This window comes from Micromonospora rifamycinica (genome assembly GCF_900090265.1).
GTDB classification, from domain to species: domain Bacteria; phylum Actinomycetota; class Actinomycetes; order Mycobacteriales; family Micromonosporaceae; genus Micromonospora; species Micromonospora rifamycinica.
In genome coordinates, this window is record NZ_LT607752.1 from 6,223,007 (window position 1) to 6,238,444 (window position 15,438).

A 15,438-nucleotide genomic window follows, 5' to 3' on the forward strand; every position below is an offset into this window, starting at 1 on the left:
GCCCGTCACCCGGGCGCCAGGGACGCCGCCGAGCGCGTCCGGCTCAGGCGGCGGCGTGCGTACGCAGCAGCTCGGCGACCGTGGTGCCGGTGGTCACCGGGTCGAGCGGGTGCATCAGCACGCCGTCGACCTGCGCGTACGAGGCGAGCCATCGGTCGGCGGCGCGGGCGATGACCACGCAGGTGGGCGGGGCGTCCGCCCGGTCGTCCTTGATCTGGCGGGCGATGCCGATGCCGCCGCCGGGGCTGGCCTCACCGTCGAGCAGCATCAGGTCGATCTCGTAGTCGTCGACCAGCCGGATGCAGCCGAAGTAGTCGGACGCCTCGACGAACTCGATCTGGATGCCCGGCGCGGGACGGGTGCCCACGGCCAGCCGCATCCGGTCCCGGACCTGCTGGTCGTCGCTGTAGAGCAGGACGGTGCAGAGACGATCGCTCATGCCGACACTCCGCTTCGCTCCGTGCCGTGATGAGGCACCGTCGCACTGAGCATGACTCGCTCGCTGCGCTCACTCATGGGCTGTACTCCTCGTTGCTGCCGCTGATCCTACCGGGCGGTGTGGCGTACTCGACATCCCACCTGCCGGCTCCCGGCGGACCGGGTGTCGCGGCAGCTCAATGCGGGTTTCCGGGGCTCGTTCCGGCTCCGGCGGCGGCTCCGGCCCCCGCGGCTGAGGCACCGGCCCCGGCCCCGGCCCCGGCTCCAGCCCCGGCCCCGGCCCCGGCCCCGGCGGTGGCGGTGGCGGCCTCGGCGGCGCGGTCGCGGGCCTCCTGCCGGTCCAGCTCGCGGTCCACCCGGCGGGCCTCCCGCTCGGACTGTTTGACCCACTGCACCACCAGCACCGCGAGCATCGTCACGCTGACGAACTCGCCGCCGGCCCAGAGGATGCCCCCGGCGACCACCTGGTCGTTCCACGGGTCGGACCAGGCCAGGTTGAGCGACGGGTACCAGTCGCCGCCGAACAGGGTGGTGCTCTGCATGATGGTGAGCCCGAGCACGGTGTGGAACGGCACCGAGAGCAGCATCAGCAGCGCCCGCGCCGGGTACGGCCAGCGGCCGGGCAGCGGGTCGAGGCCGAGCAGCGGCCAGAAGAACACGCAGCCGGTCATGATGAAGTGCGCGTGCACCAGCTCGTGCGCCCAGGCGTGTTCGAGGGTGTAGCGGTAGAGGTCGGTGAAGTAGAGCGCGAACGGGTTGACCACGAAGATGGTGAACGCCACCAGCGGGAAGCTGTAGACCCGGGCGATTCTGCTGTGCACGACGGCCAGCAGCCGCTTGCGCGGGCCGATCGGCAGGGTGCGCAGCGCGAGGGTGACCGGTGCGCCCAGGGCGAGGAAGATCGGCGAGATCATCGACAGCACCATGTGCTGCACCATGTGCACCGAGAGCAGGGCGGTGTCGTAGGCGTGCAGGCCGCTGACCGTGACCGCGGCGATGCCGCCCAGGCCCGGTCCGAGGAAGCACACGGTACGGAGCACCGGCCAGTGGTCCCCGCGCAGCCGTAGCCGGTGCACCCCGTAGAGGTAGAGGCCGGCGGCGAGGACCAGGCCCAGGGCGAGCCAGCTGTCCAGCCGGGTCTCGGTGAAGACGCGGGTGATGTCGAACGGCGGCGGTACCTCGACGCCGGCCGCCGCCACTACGGTGGACGGGGCCGTCGAGGTGGCGGCGAAGATCGAATCGACGTGCAGCACGCTTTTCAGGCTAGGCCAGGCGAACCGGACCGCCACGATCGGGCCATCCCTGACCCGGGTTTGGCCCCCCGCTGATCGCCCGCCCCGGTCAAGGGCAATAATGACCGCGTGACTGCGGCCCCAGCCATTGACAAGAGCCGGATCCACTCTCTGACGCGGCCCAACATGGTCAGCGTCGGGACGATCGTGTGGCTCTCCAGCGAACTCATGTTCTTCGCGGCGCTGTTCGCGATGTACTTCTCGATCCGCGCGGCGGCGCCGGAGCAGTGGGAGAAGCACACCGAGGTCCTCAACATCCCCTACGCGACCACCTTCACGGTGATCCTGGTGTTGTCCTCGGTGACCTGCCAGCTCGGTGTCTTCGCGGCCGAGAAGGGTGACGTGCACGCCCTGCGGCGCTGGTTCACGCTCACCTTCGTGATGGGCCTGATCTTCGTGCTCGGCCAGGCGAACGAGTACCTGACCCTGGTCCACGAGGGCGTGAAGATCAACGAAGACGGTTACGGGTCGATGTTCTACCTCACCACCGGCTTCCACGGCCTGCACGTGACCGGCGGTCTCATCGCCTTCATCATCTTCATGATCCGCACCACCATGGGCCGGTTCACCCCCGCCCAGGCCACGTCGGCGATCGTCGTGTCCTATTACTGGCACTTCGTCGACGTCGTGTGGATCGGGCTCTACGCCATGATCTACTGGCTTCAGTGATCTTGGCGCGTCACGTTCCGCGCCGCTGCTCCGTCCCCTGAGACAAGGTCCAACCGGTTAAGGACACAGGTCATGACTTCTGACAACGACCGCCGACGCGGTCTGCTCGCGCGCCTGCGCGGGCGGCCCGCGGCGCGCAGCAGGGGCCGCCGTCGGCTGGGCGCGGCGTTCCGGCTGATCGCCGCGCTGACGCTTGCCGGCGGTGCCTACACGGTCTTCGCCCCGGGCGCGCAGGCGCAGGAAAACCCGCCGCTGACCGGCGCCGCGGCCGAGGGCCGGGCGCTGTTCGACGTGAGCTGCGTGACCTGTCACGGCCCCAACGCCCAGGGCGTCGAGGGTCGTGGCCCGAGCCTGATCGGTGTCGGCTCCGCCTCGGTGGAGTTCCAGGTCGGCAGCGGCCGGATGCCGATGGCCCGGCAGGAGGCGCAGGCCATGCGCAAGCCGCCGGTCTTCACCGACGAGCAGGTGCGCCAGCTCGGCCAGTACATCCAGGAGCTCGGCGGCGGCCCCCAGGTCCCGCAGGGCAACCTCCGCGAGGGCGCCAACCTGGCCACCGGTGGCGAGCTGTTCCGGATCAACTGCTCGCAGTGCCACGCCTTCGGCGGTGGCGGCGGCGCGCTCTCCTCCGGCAAGTACGCCCCGAGCCTGGCCCCGGCCAGCGACGCGCAGATCTACGCCGCGATGCTCAGCGGCCCGCAGAACATGCCGGTGTTCGGCGACAACCAGATCACCCCGGAGCAGAAGGCGGACATCATCGCCTACATCCAGGAGTCCCTGAAGGCCGACCAGGACCAGGGCGGCTTCAACCTCGGTCGGTACGGGCCGTCCACCGAGGGGCTGGCCATCTTCCTGGTGGGCATCGTCGCGCTGGTCTTCACGAGCCTGTGGATTGCGGGCAAGTCGTGACCGGGCGGATCGTCGACAGCATTGCCGTGGTGCCGGCCGCCGGCACCGCCCGTAGCGAGGTGACGGCATGAGCACCCAGACCGAGCAGCACGCCCCGCAGGACCGGGAACCGCTCGACGTCCACGACCCCCGGCTCTCCCGGTTCGACATCGTCACCGAGGGGGCGCGCCGGGACGACATCGAGATCGTCCACTACGAGGAGCAGGTCGTCCCGGGCAGCAAGGCCGAGCGCCGGCTGACCCGTACGGTCGCGGCGATGTTCCTGCTGACCGGGCTGGCCGCGACCGCGTTCCTGGTCGTCTACATCTGGTGGCCCTGGGAGTACGAGCCGGGCCGGGGCGGCGACAAGTGGTACACCCCGCTGCTCGGCGTCACCCTGGGCATCGCCCTGCTCGGCATCGGCTTCGGCATCCTCACCTGGGGCAAGAAGCTGCTGCCCAAGGAGGTGTCGATCCAGGACCGGCACGACGGTCCCGGTTCGCCGGACGAGCGGAAGATCACCGGCGAGACCATGCTCTACCTGGCCGACGAGATGGGGGTACGGCGGCGTCCGCTGCTCGGTGTCTCGCTGGTCGCCGGTCTGCTGCCGGTCGGTGCGGTCGCCGCGGCCCCGCTGGTCGGCGGCCTGATCTCCAACCCGCACAAGAACAACCAGATGTTCACCACCGGGTTCGCGCCGGCCGACGGCAAGAAGATCCGGCTGGTCCGCGAGGACGGCCGGCCGATCCGTCCCGCCGATGTCAGCGCCGGTGGCCAGCTCACCGTCTTCCCCGGCATCGACCACGGCGTGAGCAACAAGCACGCCGATTCGCCGACCCTGCTGATCCACCTGCGGGAGAGCGACGCGGAGAAGTCCCGGCAGGCCAACTCGCGGGTCGGCCACGGTGACTTCATGTGGGGCAACTACGCGGCGTACTCCAAGATCTGCACGCACGCCGGCTGCCCGGCGAGCCTCTACGAGCAGCAGACCAACCGGCTGCTCTGCCCGTGTCACCAGAGCCAGTTCCTGATCACCGACAACGCCCGTCCGGTCTTCGGCCCGGCGAGTCGGCGGCTTCCCCAGCTGCCGATCGAGGTGGACGAGGAAGGTTTCTTCGTGGCGAAGTCCGACTACACTGAAACCGTCGGCCCCGACTTCTGGGAGCGGCCATGAAGCGCCGAAAGTTTGACGTGGCAGCGGTGCCGGGCAAGGCCGCAGTGGGGGCGGACGACCGCTTCCAGGTAGCCACGCCGCTGCGCAAGCTGCTCAACAAGGTCTTCCCGGACCACTGGTCGTTCCTGCTCGGCGAGATCGCGCTCTTCTCGTTCGTCGTGCTGCTGCTGACCGGCGTGTTCCTGACCTTCTTCTACGAGCCGGCGATGACCGAGGTGGTCTACAACGGCAGCTACGCCCCGCTGCGGGGCACGCCGATGTCCGCCGCGTACGCCTCCAGCCTGGACATCTCGTTCGATGTCCGGGGCGGTCTGATCATGCGGCAGATGCACCACTGGTCCGCGCTGCTGTTCATGGCCGCGATCGTGGTGCACATGCTGCGGATCTTCTTCACCGGCGCGTTCCGCAAGCCGCGGGAGACCAACTGGATCATCGGTTCGCTGCTCTTCTGGGTCGGCTTCCTGGCCGGCTTCACCGGCTACTCGCTGCCGGACGACGGCCTGTCCGGCACCGGCCTGCGGATCGCCTCGGGCATCATGCTGTCGATCCCGGTGATCGGCTCCTGGGTCACCTCGTCCATCTTCGGGGGTGAGTTCCCGGGCGAGATCATCATCAGCCGGTTCTTCATCGCCCACGTGCTGCTGATCCCGGGTCTGCTGGTGGCGCTGATCAGCGCCCACCTGGGCCTGGTGTTCAAGCAGAAGCACACCCAGTGGCCCGGCCCCGGCCGGACCAACGACAACGTGGTCGGCGAGCGGATGTTCCCGCGTTACGCGCTCAAGCAGGGCGGCTTCTTCATGGTCGTCTTCGGCGTGATCGCGCTGATGGGCGGCCTGTTCCAGATCAACCCGATCTGGTATTTCGGCCCGTACGAGGCGTGGGTGGTCTCGGCCGCCAGCCAGCCCGACTGGTACGTGATGTTCCTCGACGGCTCGACCCGGCTGATGCCCGCCTGGGAGATCAACATCCCGATCGGCGACGGGTACGTCATCCCGCCGCTGTTCTGGCCGACGGTCGTGCTGCCGGGCATCCTGGTCGGCCTCTCCACGCTCTACCCGTTCGTGGAGGCGCGCCAGCTCAAGGACTACCGGCACCACAACCTGCTGCAGCGGCCCCGGGACGTGCCGGCCCGCACCGCGGTGGGCGCGATGGCGGTCGCCTTCTACATCGTGCTGACGCTCTCCGGAGCCAACGACGTGATCGCCGACAAGTTCCACATCAGCCTGAACGCGATGACCTGGGCGGGCCGGATCGGCCTGCTGGTGGTCCCGCCGCTGGCGTACTACGTCACGTACCGGATCTGCCTCGGTCTCCAGCAGCACGACCGGGAGGTGCTGGCCCACGGCGTGGAGACCGGCATCATCCGCCGCCTGCCCGACGGCCGGTTCGAGGAGGTCCACCAGCCGCTCAGTGCAGCCGACGGCCACGGCCACGCCGAGCTGGACTACGTCGGTTGGGTGGTGCCGAAGAAGATGAACCGGCTCGGGGCGCTCGGCCCGGCGATCCGGGGCTTCTTCTACCCGATCGAGAAGCCCGTCGAGGCACCGGTTTCGCCGGGGCACCCGCCGGTGGAACCCCGCCCGGAGCGGGAGCAGATCGGCAGCGGCGACGCCCGCCGCTGACCTTTCCGATCCTGTCGACCGAGACGCCCGCCGGAGTACTCCGGCGGGCGTCTCGTCCGTTTCCGGGGCGCCAAGCCCCGTTTCCGGACGAGCTGACGTCCGTGTCCGGGCCATCCGGGTGAGCTGACGTCCGTTTCCGGTGGCGGCCGGGCCAGCCGGCGAGGCGACCGGCCCGGCACCCGTTGGTGGCCCGGTTGGTCCCCGACCGGGCAGGCACCCGTTGCAGGTCCGGCGGCGACGCGACCGCCCACCAACGGGTGGAAAGCCCAGGAATAACCCCCGCCAGCCGGGTATCCGTGCGGTCCAACGGAAACGGGGAGGCAACATGTTGGGTATCAAACGCCTGGGACTACTGGCCACGCTGGCGGTGGTCGGTCTGGCGCCCGCAGCCGCCGCAGAGGCCGCTGCGCAGCCGTCGGCGCAGGACACCCAGTACCTGCAGGCGGTGCACCAGGTGAACCTGGCGGAGATCGTCACCGGCAACCTGGCCCAGAAGAAGGGCCAGAACGAGCAGGTCAAGCAGCTGGGGCAGCAGTTCGTCACGGACCACACCCAGCTCGACCAGACGGTGCAGAGCACCGCGCAGCAGCTCAACGTGTCGCTGCCGAGCGCGCCGACGGCCGACCAGCAGAAGGTCATCGACAAGCTCAACGGGCTCAACGGCGCGGCGTTCGACAAGGCCTGGGTGACCGCTGAGCTGGCCGGTCACGTGCAGGCCATCCAGGCCACCCAGACCGAGATCTCGCAGGGCTCGGAGCAGTCGGTGGTCCAGTTGGCGCAGGACGCCCTGCCGGTGTTGCAGGCGCACTACGACGCGCTGGTGGCCCTGGCCCAGGAGTTGGGCATCCCGGTCCCGCAGACCAGTGCCAGTGGCACCGCGAGCCCGAACGGCAGCGGCACGCCGGCACCCGGTGGCACCACCGAGTCGCCGGCTCCGGGCGGCACCACGGAGTCGCCGGAACCGGGTGGCAGCACCGAGACGCCCGCTCCGGACAACAGCTGACACCTCGTACCACCTGATGGTGGCCGGTCCCCAGGGGCCGGCCACCATCGTGCGCGCGGACACCAGCAGCCGGTGCCACCGTCGCGCACGCCGCTACCGGCGGCCGGATGCCGGCGGCCAGGGGTGGCGGCGGCCGGATGGTGTCGGCGGGGCCGGGTCAGTCGGCGCTGGCCAGGCCGATCGCGAAGGCCTCCTCCAGGTCGTGTTGGGAGTAGGCGCGGAAGGCGATGTGCGATTCGGTGCCGAGCACCCCGGGCACCTTGGAGATGCTGCCGGCGATGACCTGGGCGATCTGCTCGAACTCCCGGACCCGGACGATGGCGATCAGGTCGACGTGCCCGGCCACCGAGTAGACCTCGCTGACGCCGGGCAGGTTGGCCAGGTTCTCGGCCACCTCGGGGATCGAGTCGGTGGCGCAGTCGATCAGGACGATCGCGGTGATCACTGGATGATTCTCCGTTCGTCGTGCCCGGCGCGACGCCGGCCTGGTGTCGTCGACCATGCTAGTGCCGTACCCACCCGCCCCTCCCGGTTGTCCCCGGCCCTGGCCCGCGCGTCCCCGGCCCTGGCCCGCGCGTCCCCGGCCCTGGCCCGCGCGTCCCCGGCCCTGGCCCGCGCGTCCCCGGCCCTGGCCCGCGCGTCCCCGGCCCTGGCCCGCGCGTCCCTGGCGAGCGAGCCGGTGCCGGTGGGGGTCTGCGCGAGCGCGCGACTGCCGTCGGCGTGAACATCGGGCGGAGGGCGTATGCCTGGCTGGCATATTTATGCCAGCCAGGCATACGCGTCGCACCGCATAGTGTCGGTGGTGAAGGCGCTCGCCTGCCCGCAGCGCCGGTAGCCGGCCGCGCCGCACCGTGTCGGTGTGCTCGCCCGCCCGCAAGCGCCAGCAGCCGGACGAGAGCCGCCGGTGGCGCGGGTCAGAGCGGGTGGCCGGGACGAGAGCCGCCGGTGGCGGGGGTCAGAGCAGCATGGTGCGGGGGTCGGCGGCCATGGCACGCAGCCACCCCGCCGCCTCCGCCGCCCCCGGGCAGCGGGCGGTGTCCAGCGCGGCGGCCAGGGCGTACATCTCCGGCGGCGGGATGAGCAGGCTCTCCTTGCTGCGCAGCCCCAGCTTGACCGTGCCGGTGTCGGCGGTGACGGTGAGCACCGGGGTCCGGGTGACCGCGCCGGTGGCGACCAGCGAGCCGTCGCTGGAGACCCCGGTGTGCGCGACGGCCGCGGCCCGCAACGACACCGACCGGGCGGCCCGCAGGTCGACGCTCTTCGTGGTGAGCCCGACCACGGTGAGCCGGGTGCCCTCCAGCCGGGCGCTCGTCCGCACGATGCTGGTCACCAGCAGGCCGATGAAGAGCATGACCAGCCCGACCGACAGCAGCGCGACGAGCGCGGGCACGGTCGCGCTGCCCGAGCTGTCGTTGCCGGTCGCCGCGTTCAGGCCGGTCCCGATGAAGGCGCCGACACAGCCGCAGGTCACCGTCAGGATGACACCCAGCACCAGCAACGAGACGACCCGGCCGGTCCGGCCCGACCGGTAGCCGACCGACAGGGGGATCCGGGGCACGGAGGGCTGCATGCCGGTGATTCTGGCACCGACGATCAACTTCCGCCTGGTGAGGCCGGCACGGTGAGCCCGTCGGCGCCCCGGATGGCGTCCCGGAGCCGTTCGTCCGGGCCGACCGTCGCGCCGGGCCAGACCACCACGCGTTCCACGTCGCCGCGTACCACCGCACCCGCGCCGACCACCGCGTGCCGTGCCCGGCCGGTGACGGTGGCGTCCGGGGCGATCAGCAGGCCGCCGTCCCCGGCGGCGTGCAGGTTGGCCGCCAGGTAGTCGGCGGGTGTGCCGGTGTCGAAGAACGTTCCCGGGTACGGCACCACGGTCAGCTCACCGGCCGCCTCCGCCGGCCGCCACACCGTGCGGACCAGGTCACCGAAGCGGGCCGGCAGCTCCCGCACCCGGTGCCAGGGCAGCAGCGAGAAGCCGGTGAAGACGTGCCCGTCGAAGGTGCCGGGGGCGGTCGGGTCCGGGGCCGGGCGGCCGAGCAGCCGGACGGACCGGAAGTCCCAACCGGCGAGCAGCGCCGCGACGTCCGGGCCGGGAGCGCGGTGCGGATCGGCCAGGTACGCGTCGGCGTTGCCGACCAGCACCCCCCGGCCGGCGATCCAGCCCCGCAGGTTGCCCAGGCCGCCGGCGGTGCCCAGCGGATCGCCCGGCTCCACCGACAGGTGTGCCCGGTCGCCGACCTGGGCCACCACCTGGTCGGCCAGGTAGCAGGCGTTCACCGCCACCCGGTCCGGCCCGGTCAGGCCCAGGCCGGTGAGCCGTGCCAGCGCCCGGTCCAGCAGCGACACGTTGCCGATCGGGCAGAGCGCCTTCGGCACCCGGGCGGTGAGTGGGCGTAACCGGGTGCCCTCACCGGCGGCGAGCACCACCGCGCACAGGCCGTCCGGTGCGCTCACGTCGCCGGCTGGCCGGCCTGCGGCCCGATGCCGTAGTGGCCGAGCAGGTTGGCGGTGGCCCGGCTCAGCCGGGGCAGGTCGTCCAGCGGGTGCCAGGCGGCCTCCAGGACCTCCGCGCCGTCCACCTTCAGGGTCGTGGTGGAGGCGGGCACCTCGACCTCGAAGACCATGTCCACCCAGCCCCGGGTATGCACCAGGGCGTTCGGCACGGCCGGGCGGAGCCGGTCGGGGGGCAGCCGGACGCCGGACTCCTCGTGCAGCTCGCGGGCCGCGCCGACGACCGGCGCCTCGCCGCGCTGGAGCAGCCCGGCGGGGAGCGTCCAGCTGTGCCCGGGGGGCTGGCGCAGCAGCAGGAGCCGGCCGGCCCCGCCGGCCTCGCTGTCCCGGACCAGGGTCACCGCGCCGACGACGTACTTCGGCCCGGCGAGCCGGACCAGGCGACGGCGGACCGACACCGGCAGCCGGTAGAAGACCTTGTACGCGACGGCCCGGCCGGTGGCGCGGGAGCGGAGGATCATGGCTCCAGGCTAGGCCGTCGATGCGCCGCTGTGGGGCGCGGGGCGACCGGTCACCCGGGCAGGCGTCGACCCGCCCCGGTCACTGTCGATGGTCGACCAGGTCGATGAGCTGGCGGACCACGGTGTCCGGTTCGACCGCCCGGTCGAAGACCGCGACCAGCAGGGTCTCCAGGTCGGGGTAGCCGAGCTCCTCCGACAGCCGCAGCAGCGGCAGGTCGCTGGCCAGCCCCCGGTCGTGCTTGCGCAGCGCCAGCCCGATGGTGGCCCGCCCCAGGCGTACCTTGTCGGCGATCGAGATGCCGGGCTCGGTGTGGTCGGTGAACCAGCGGCTGATCTGCATCTGCGCGTGCGGTGACTTGACGAAGTCGAGCCACTCGCGGCGGGGCCCCCGGGGGGCGGAGGTCGCCTCGAAGCCGCTCTCCGCGTCGCTCTCGGTGTAGATCTCCACCACGTCGCCCTCGTCCAGTTCGGACGCCAGCGGGGCGAGCCGGCCGTTGATCCGCGCGGCGAGACAGTGGTCGCCCCGCTCGGTGCCCAGCTCGTAGGCCAGGTCGACCGGGGTCGCCCCGGCCGGCAGCACCACCTGCCGGCCGTCGGCGACCACCTGGATCTGCGCCTCGGCCAGGTCGCAGCGCAGCGACTGGAGGAACTGGGCCGGGTCGGGGGCCTCCTGCTCCCAGTCGAGCACCCGGCGCAGCCAGGAGAGCTGGTCGGTGTTGCTCGCCCCGGTGGCGGCCCGGGGGAAGCGGAAGTCGGCGGCCACCCCGTACTCGGCGCAGCGGTGCATCTCCTGGGTGCGGATCAGCACCTCGACCGTGCGCTCCTGCGGGCCGCAGACGCTGGTGTGCAGGGAGCGGTAGAGGTTGTTCTTGGGGGAGGCGATGAAGTCCTTGAACCGGCCGGGGACCGGCCGCCAGCGCCCGTGCACCGCGCCGAGGGCGGCGTAACAGTCGGTGGCCGGGCCGTCCACCACGATCACGATCCGGGGCAGGTCGTACGGGGCGGTGTGCCCGCCGGCCACGGTGTCCTTCCAGATCGAGTAGAGGTGCCGGGGGCGGACGCTCACCTCGGCGTCCACCCGGCTGCGCCGCAGCGCCACCTTGGCCTGGGCCACCACGTCGTCGAGGTAGACGTCCCAGCCGGGCCGGTCGTGCACGTACCGGGCCAGCCGGGCGTGCTCGTCGGGCTCCAGGTGCAGCAGCACCACGTCGTCGAGGTCGCGCTTGAGGGTCTGGATGCCGAGCCGGTCGCAGAGCGGGACCAGCACCTCCTGGGTCTTGCGGGCGATCCGTTCGCGGGAGGCGGCCGAGCGGACCCCGAGGGTACGCATGTTGTGCAGCCGGTCGGCCAGCTTGATGATCAGCACCCGGACGTCCTTGCCGGCCGCGATGATCATCTTGCGGATCGTCTCGGCCTCGGCGGCCTTGCCGTAGAACGCCTTGTCGAACTTGGTCACCCCGTCGACCAGGTGGGCCACCTCGTGGCCGAAGTCCTCGCTGAGCGCCTGGAGGGTGTAGCGGGTATCCTCCACGGTGTCGTGCAACAGCGCCGCGACCAGGGTGGTGGTGTCCATCCCGAGGTCGGCGCAGATCTGGGCGACCGCCAGCGGGTGGGTGATGTAGGGCTCGCCGCTCTTGCGGAACTGCCCGCGGTGCATGTTCTCGGCGATCGTGTACGCCCTGCGCAGCACCGAGGCGTCCGCGCTGGAATGGATGCCGCGGTGGGTGCGGACCAACTGGGTCACCGGATCACCGTCGCTGGCCGGCCAGCTCAACAAGGACCGGAGCCGCCGGGCCAGGGGCAACTCACCCGGCTGGGCCGGGAGCGCACCTCCCAGGGCGGCGCCGTGTCCGGCGTCGACGTCCACGAGGGACACCTCCTCACCCCGACTCCCGTCCACCGTACCCGGCAACCGGAAGCAGGCCCACGAAACGGGCAGGACTGCACTCCCTTAACAGCCTAAGCGAGGCGGGGTAGTCCGATCGGTCACTTGCTCATGAGCGTTCGGTCGAGAGTTGGGCAGACCCACCGCCCTCGGCCTTCGCCAGCAGGTCACGGAACCGCCCCGCGCCGGCCACCGGCGACGACCATTCGGAGGTCATCTCCACCAGACGGGTCTCCGGTCGCTCCAACCAGGACAGGATCCGCTCGGTCTCCTCGGCGGTGGCCCGGGGCACCGGCCCGTGTCCGCCCGGCTCCACCGTCTCGGCGGTGGCCCGGATCGCGGTGATCGTCGGTCGCGGGTGGACGCCCAGCGGGGACACCCCGGCGCCGGCGAGCCGCCCGTGCCGCACCAGCGCCAGCTCCCAACCACCCCCGGCGGCGGGCCGGGCGGCGGCCACCTCGCCGATCCGGGTCAGCCCGGCCAGCCGCTGCATCCGGACGGCGGCCCGCAGCACCGCGGCCAGCCGGGACCGCACCACCGCCGCCTCCTCGTAGCGCCGGGACGCCGCCAGCGCCTCGATCCGGGCCAGCAGGGCGTCCACCACCACCTGCGGGTCGCTGGTGGTGGCGGTGCGGAACGGCACGACGGCGCGCTGGTCGTACTCCTCGGGGGTGATCCGGTGCTCGCAGGGTGCCGGGCAGCGGCCCAGCTCGGCCAGGGCGCAGGCCGGCGTGACCGTGCGCAGTGACAACCGGTGGGTGCACTGGCGCAGCGGCACCGCGTCGTGGAACCCGGCGGCGGCCAGCTCGGCGGCCCGGGTGGAGCGGAACGGGCCGAGGTAGGCGGTGTCGCCGGGGGCCAGGCCGCGCACCACCGACAGCCGGGGGTACGGCCCGTCGGTCAGCTTGAGCCACACCATCCGCTCCGGATACTTCGACCGGCGGTTGTACGGCGGCGCATGCGCGGCGATCAACCGCAGCTCGCGCACCTCCGCCTCCAGCGGATGGGCGCACTCGACCGCCTCCACCCGCTCGGCGGCGGCCAGCATCTCCGACATCCGGGCCCGCTTCTCGGCGGCGGTGAAGTAGCTGCGCACCCGGGTGGCGATGTCGCCGGAGGTGCCGACGTAGAGCGGCCGGTCGTCGGCCGCCCGGAAGATGTAGACCCCGGGGGCCTTCGGCAGCCCCTCGGCCAGGTGCCGCTTGCGTCGCTGGGTGGGGGTGACCGCCCGGGTGAACTCGATCGCCTCGCCGACCGTGTCGACCCGGTGCCCACCGAGCCGGGCGATCAACCCGTGCAGCACGTCCACCGTCGCCTTGGCGTCGTCCAGCGCCCGGTGGGTGGGCTGGGTGGCGGTGCGGAAGTAGGCGGCCAGGGTGCCCAGCTTGCGGTTGGGCACCTCGTCGCGGCTGAGCACCCGGCGGGCCAGCGCCGCCGTGTCCAGCACCCGGGGCTGGGGCCAGCGGTGGCCGTGCTTCGCGCAGGCGGCCTTGAGGAACCCGACATCGTAGGGGGCGTTGTGGGCCACCAGCACGGCGTCGGCGATGAACTCCAGGAAGCTCGGCAGCACCTGCTCGATCGGCGGGGCGGGAACCAGCATGGCCTGGGTGATACCGGTCAGCACGGTGATGAACGGCGGGATCGGCACCCCCGGGTTGACCAGGGTGGCGAGCACGCCCAGCTCCTCGCCGCCGCGTACCTTGACCGCGCCGATCTCGGTGATGCCCCCGCCGTCGGGTGAGCCGCCGGTGGTCTCCAGGTCGACCACCACGAACGTCGTCGCGTAGAGCGGCAGCGCCGGATCGACGCCGCCGGCCGACCGGTCCAGCCCGGCCAGGGTCTGTTGGACGAACTCCCCAGGTGCCACGGCCGGCAGGTTAATCGTCAGGTGCGACACTCCCGTCACCGCAGCCCCAGCAGCCACCCACGGCATAGGATGAGAGATCGGCTCACTCATCCGGCGGTGGGCCCGGTCGCGGTGGGAGACTTGCCCCATGCCCCTCACCGAGCCGTACGACGACCACCTCCCGGAGGAGGGGTCGTCCGCCGCCGTGCCCGGGGCCGGCGGGAACCCGGGTGCGGGGGCGCCCGAAACTGAGGCCGGACCGCCCGAGGCCGGACCCGCCGGGGGTGGAGCGTCGGAGGCGGGATCCGCCGAGACCGGACCGCCCGAGCCGGAGCCCAGCCTGCCCGAGCCGGTCCGGCAGCGGATCGTGGCGCTCACCGCCGCGGTCCTGCCCGGCCTGCCCGGCGACGAGGTGCCGGTGCCGCTGCGCCGGGTGGCGAAGTTCGCCCCGAACCGCCGGGCGCGGCTGGGCGGCTCGGCCATCGCCGCCCAGCTCACCGCCGATCCGCTGTTCCGGCAGCGGGTCACCGCCCGGGTCCTGGCCGACGCCGGTGACCTGGGTGCGGCAGTGGTCGACGGGACCGCGCCGGCCGCCGCCGACCCGGTCGAGGTGGCCGCCCTGGCCTACCTCGTCCGCCCCCGGGGCTGGCGGGAACTGATCGACGCCAGCGGGGCCGTGGTCCGCGCCGAGGCGGACAGCGCGGTCGTCGCCGAGCTGGTCCGGGAGGCCGAACAGCGGGCCACCCGGGCCGAGCACGACCGGGCGGTGGCCCGGGTGGAGGCGGACAAGCTCCGCGACGAGCTGGCCCGGGTCCGCGAGGAGCTGGGTCAGCTCCGGGAGGACAACCGCCAGCTCCAGCGCAGCCTGCGCGAGACCCAGGCCCGGGAACGCCGGGCCAACGACCTGCTCGCCACCGAACGCGGCCGGGCCACCCGGGCCGCCGCCGACAGCGACGCCGAGCTGCGCCGGGCGCGGGCCCGGCTGGCCGAGGCCGAGGCGGCGGCCGGGGTGGCCAAGGCCAGCGCCAAGGAGGCCCGCTCGGTCGACGACGCCCGGCTGTGGCTGCTGCTGGAGACGATCGGTCAGGCCGCCGTCGGGCTGCGCCGCGAACTGGCTCTGGACCCGGTGGACAAGCTCCCCGCCGACTTCGTGGCCGACGCCTTCACCGACGCCCCGGTGACCGCCCAGGCCGGACCGGCCGCCCGCGCCCGGGACACCGACGACCCGGCCCGACTCGATCAACTGCTCGCCCTGCCCCGGGCGCACCTGGTCGTCGACGGCTACAACGTCACCAAGCGCGGGTTCGGCGAGATGTCCCTGGAGCAGCAGCGCAAGCGGTTGATCACCGGGCTGGGGGGGATCGCCGCGCAGACCGGCGACGAGGTGACAGTGGTCTTCGACGGGGCGGAGCGGATGCACGGCCTGCCCCCCACCCCGCGCGGGGTGCGGGTGCTCTTCTCCCGCAAGGGGGAGACCGCCGACGAGCTGATCCGCCGACTGGTCCGGGCCGAGCCGCCCGGCCGCCCGGTGGTGGTGATCTCCTCCGACCGCGAGGTCGCCGACGGGGTACGCCGGCACGGGGCGTACCCGCTGGGCGCGGATTCGCTGCTGCGCCGGCTGTCCCGCTCCTGACCAGTTGATCGCGGCG

General features: G+C 72.5%; 14 protein-coding genes and 1 pseudogene. 7 read left to right on the plus strand and 8 right to left on the minus strand.

Annotated elements, in window-relative coordinates; translation table 11 throughout:
• Nucleotides 1-43: 43 nt before the first annotated feature.
• Together GA0070623_RS26400 and GA0070623_RS26405 are read right to left on the minus strand one after the other, a co-directional pair.
• Entirely contained in the window at nucleotides 44-439 is a 396-nt protein-coding gene (locus GA0070623_RS26400; protein ID WP_067314694.1) for a hypothetical protein, read from the minus strand.
• Nucleotides 440-737: 298 nt separating this feature from the next.
• Nucleotides 738-1,691 (minus strand): annotated as a pseudogene (locus tag GA0070623_RS26405) (cytochrome c oxidase assembly protein); the annotation flags it as partial.
• 108 nt (nucleotides 1,692-1,799) lie between these two features.
• Here GA0070623_RS26405 and ctaE point away from each other — a divergent pair.
• The 5 genes from ctaE to GA0070623_RS26430 all read left to right on the plus strand — a co-directional run bounded on the left by ctaE (nucleotide 1,800) and on the right by GA0070623_RS26430 (nucleotide 7,083).
• Nucleotides 1,800-2,399, plus strand: a complete 600-nt coding sequence (gene ctaE, locus GA0070623_RS26410) for an aa3-type cytochrome oxidase subunit III (RefSeq protein WP_067314692.1) — start codon at nucleotides 1,800-1,802, stop codon at nucleotides 2,397-2,399.
• Nucleotides 2,400-2,471: 72 nt separating this feature from the next.
• Nucleotides 2,472-3,305, plus strand: coding sequence for a cytochrome bc1 complex diheme cytochrome c subunit (gene qcrC, locus GA0070623_RS26415; RefSeq protein WP_067314690.1), 834 nt, complete (start codon nucleotides 2,472-2,474; stop codon nucleotides 3,303-3,305).
• Between the two features lie 67 nt (nucleotides 3,306-3,372).
• Nucleotides 3,373-4,458, plus strand: coding sequence for a cytochrome bc1 complex Rieske iron-sulfur subunit (gene qcrA / locus GA0070623_RS26420; RefSeq protein ID WP_067314688.1), 1,086 nt, complete (start codon nucleotides 3,373-3,375; stop codon nucleotides 4,456-4,458).
• On the plus strand, nucleotides 4,455-6,080 hold the full coding sequence (qcrB, locus tag GA0070623_RS26425) for a cytochrome bc1 complex cytochrome b subunit (RefSeq protein WP_067314685.1): 1,626 nt from the start codon (nucleotides 4,455-4,457) through the stop codon (nucleotides 6,078-6,080). Before qcrA ends, qcrB begins: the two co-directional genes overlap by 4 nt.
• Nucleotides 6,081-6,405: 325 nt before the next feature.
• The gene (locus GA0070623_RS26430) at nucleotides 6,406-7,083 is read left to right on the plus strand and encodes a DUF4142 domain-containing protein (RefSeq protein ID WP_067314683.1); all 678 of its coding nucleotides are present in this window, start codon (nucleotides 6,406-6,408) and stop codon (nucleotides 7,081-7,083) included.
• Nucleotides 7,084-7,240: 157 nt separating this feature from the next.
• Here the strand turns inward: GA0070623_RS26430 and GA0070623_RS26435 are convergent, their stop codons facing one another.
• Nucleotides 7,241-7,528, minus strand: coding sequence for an Lrp/AsnC family transcriptional regulator (locus tag GA0070623_RS26435; protein WP_067314680.1), 288 nt, complete (start codon nucleotides 7,526-7,528; stop codon nucleotides 7,241-7,243).
• Between the two features lie 3 nt (nucleotides 7,529-7,531).
• Here GA0070623_RS26435 and GA0070623_RS26440 point away from each other — a divergent pair, with 3 nt between their 5' ends.
• Nucleotides 7,532-7,807 (plus strand): hypothetical protein, encoded by a 276-nt coding sequence (locus GA0070623_RS26440; RefSeq protein WP_157746996.1) that lies wholly within the window; start codon nucleotides 7,532-7,534, stop codon nucleotides 7,805-7,807.
• Between the two features lie 231 nt (nucleotides 7,808-8,038).
• Here GA0070623_RS26440 and GA0070623_RS26445 read toward each other — a convergent pair whose 3' ends face one another.
• The 5 genes from GA0070623_RS26445 to GA0070623_RS26465 all read right to left on the minus strand — a co-directional run bounded on the left by GA0070623_RS26445 (nucleotide 8,039) and on the right by GA0070623_RS26465 (nucleotide 13,810).
• Nucleotides 8,039-8,653 carry a hypothetical protein gene (locus GA0070623_RS26445; protein ID WP_067307972.1) on the minus strand — a complete coding sequence of 205 codons (615 nt, stop codon included), beginning with the start codon at nucleotides 8,651-8,653 and terminating at the stop codon, nucleotides 8,039-8,041.
• Between the two features lie 23 nt (nucleotides 8,654-8,676).
• On the minus strand, nucleotides 8,677-9,540 hold the full coding sequence (locus GA0070623_RS26450; RefSeq protein WP_067307975.1) for a nucleotidyltransferase family protein: 864 nt from the start codon (nucleotides 9,538-9,540) through the stop codon (nucleotides 8,677-8,679).
• Complete coding sequence (locus GA0070623_RS26455) at nucleotides 9,537-10,058, minus strand: NUDIX hydrolase (RefSeq protein WP_067307979.1); 522 nt, start codon at nucleotides 10,056-10,058, stop codon at nucleotides 9,537-9,539. Before GA0070623_RS26455 ends, GA0070623_RS26450 begins: the two co-directional genes overlap by 4 nt.
• A gap of 79 nt (nucleotides 10,059-10,137) precedes the next feature.
• Nucleotides 10,138-11,925 (minus strand): RelA/SpoT family protein, encoded by a 1,788-nt coding sequence (locus GA0070623_RS26460; protein WP_067308037.1) that lies wholly within the window; start codon nucleotides 11,923-11,925, stop codon nucleotides 10,138-10,140.
• A 127-nt stretch (nucleotides 11,926-12,052) separates the two neighbouring features.
• A complete protein-coding gene (locus GA0070623_RS26465; RefSeq protein WP_067307982.1) occupies nucleotides 12,053-13,810 on the minus strand; it encodes a DEDD exonuclease domain-containing protein in 1,758 nt (585 codons plus the stop codon).
• 127 nt (nucleotides 13,811-13,937) lie between these two features.
• Between GA0070623_RS26465 and GA0070623_RS26470 the strand changes: the two genes are divergently transcribed.
• Nucleotides 13,938-15,422: an NYN domain-containing protein gene (locus tag GA0070623_RS26470; protein ID WP_067307985.1), complete on the plus strand. Its 1,485-nt coding sequence runs from the start codon at nucleotides 13,938-13,940 to the stop codon at nucleotides 15,420-15,422.
• The last annotated feature ends 16 nt before the right edge of the window (nucleotides 15,423-15,438 follow it).

Bases quoted from the DNA above. Each gene is read 5' to 3' on its own strand.
- GA0070623_RS26400 (WP_067314694.1), bottom strand. From the start codon at position 439: ATGAGCGATCGTCTCTGCACCGTCCTGCTCTACAGCGACGACCAGCAG.
- qcrC (WP_067314690.1), top strand. From the start codon at position 2,472: ATGACTTCTGACAACGACCGCCGACGCGGTCTGCTCGCGCGCCTGCGC.
- qcrA (WP_067314688.1), top strand. From the start codon at position 3,373: ATGAGCACCCAGACCGAGCAGCACGCCCCGCAGGACCGGGAACCGCTC.
- qcrB (WP_067314685.1), top strand. From the start codon at position 4,455: ATGAAGCGCCGAAAGTTTGACGTGGCAGCGGTGCCGGGCAAGGCCGCA.
- GA0070623_RS26430 (WP_067314683.1), top strand. From the start codon at position 6,406: ATGTTGGGTATCAAACGCCTGGGACTACTGGCCACGCTGGCGGTGGTC.
- GA0070623_RS26440 (WP_157746996.1), top strand. From the start codon at position 7,532: ATGATTCTCCGTTCGTCGTGCCCGGCGCGACGCCGGCCTGGTGTCGTC.
- GA0070623_RS26445 (WP_067307972.1), bottom strand. From the start codon at position 8,653: ATGCAGCCCTCCGTGCCCCGGATCCCCCTGTCGGTCGGCTACCGGTCG.
- GA0070623_RS26455 (WP_067307979.1), bottom strand. From the start codon at position 10,058: ATGATCCTCCGCTCCCGCGCCACCGGCCGGGCCGTCGCGTACAAGGTC.
- GA0070623_RS26470 (WP_067307985.1), top strand. From the start codon at position 13,938: ATGCCCCTCACCGAGCCGTACGACGACCACCTCCCGGAGGAGGGGTCG.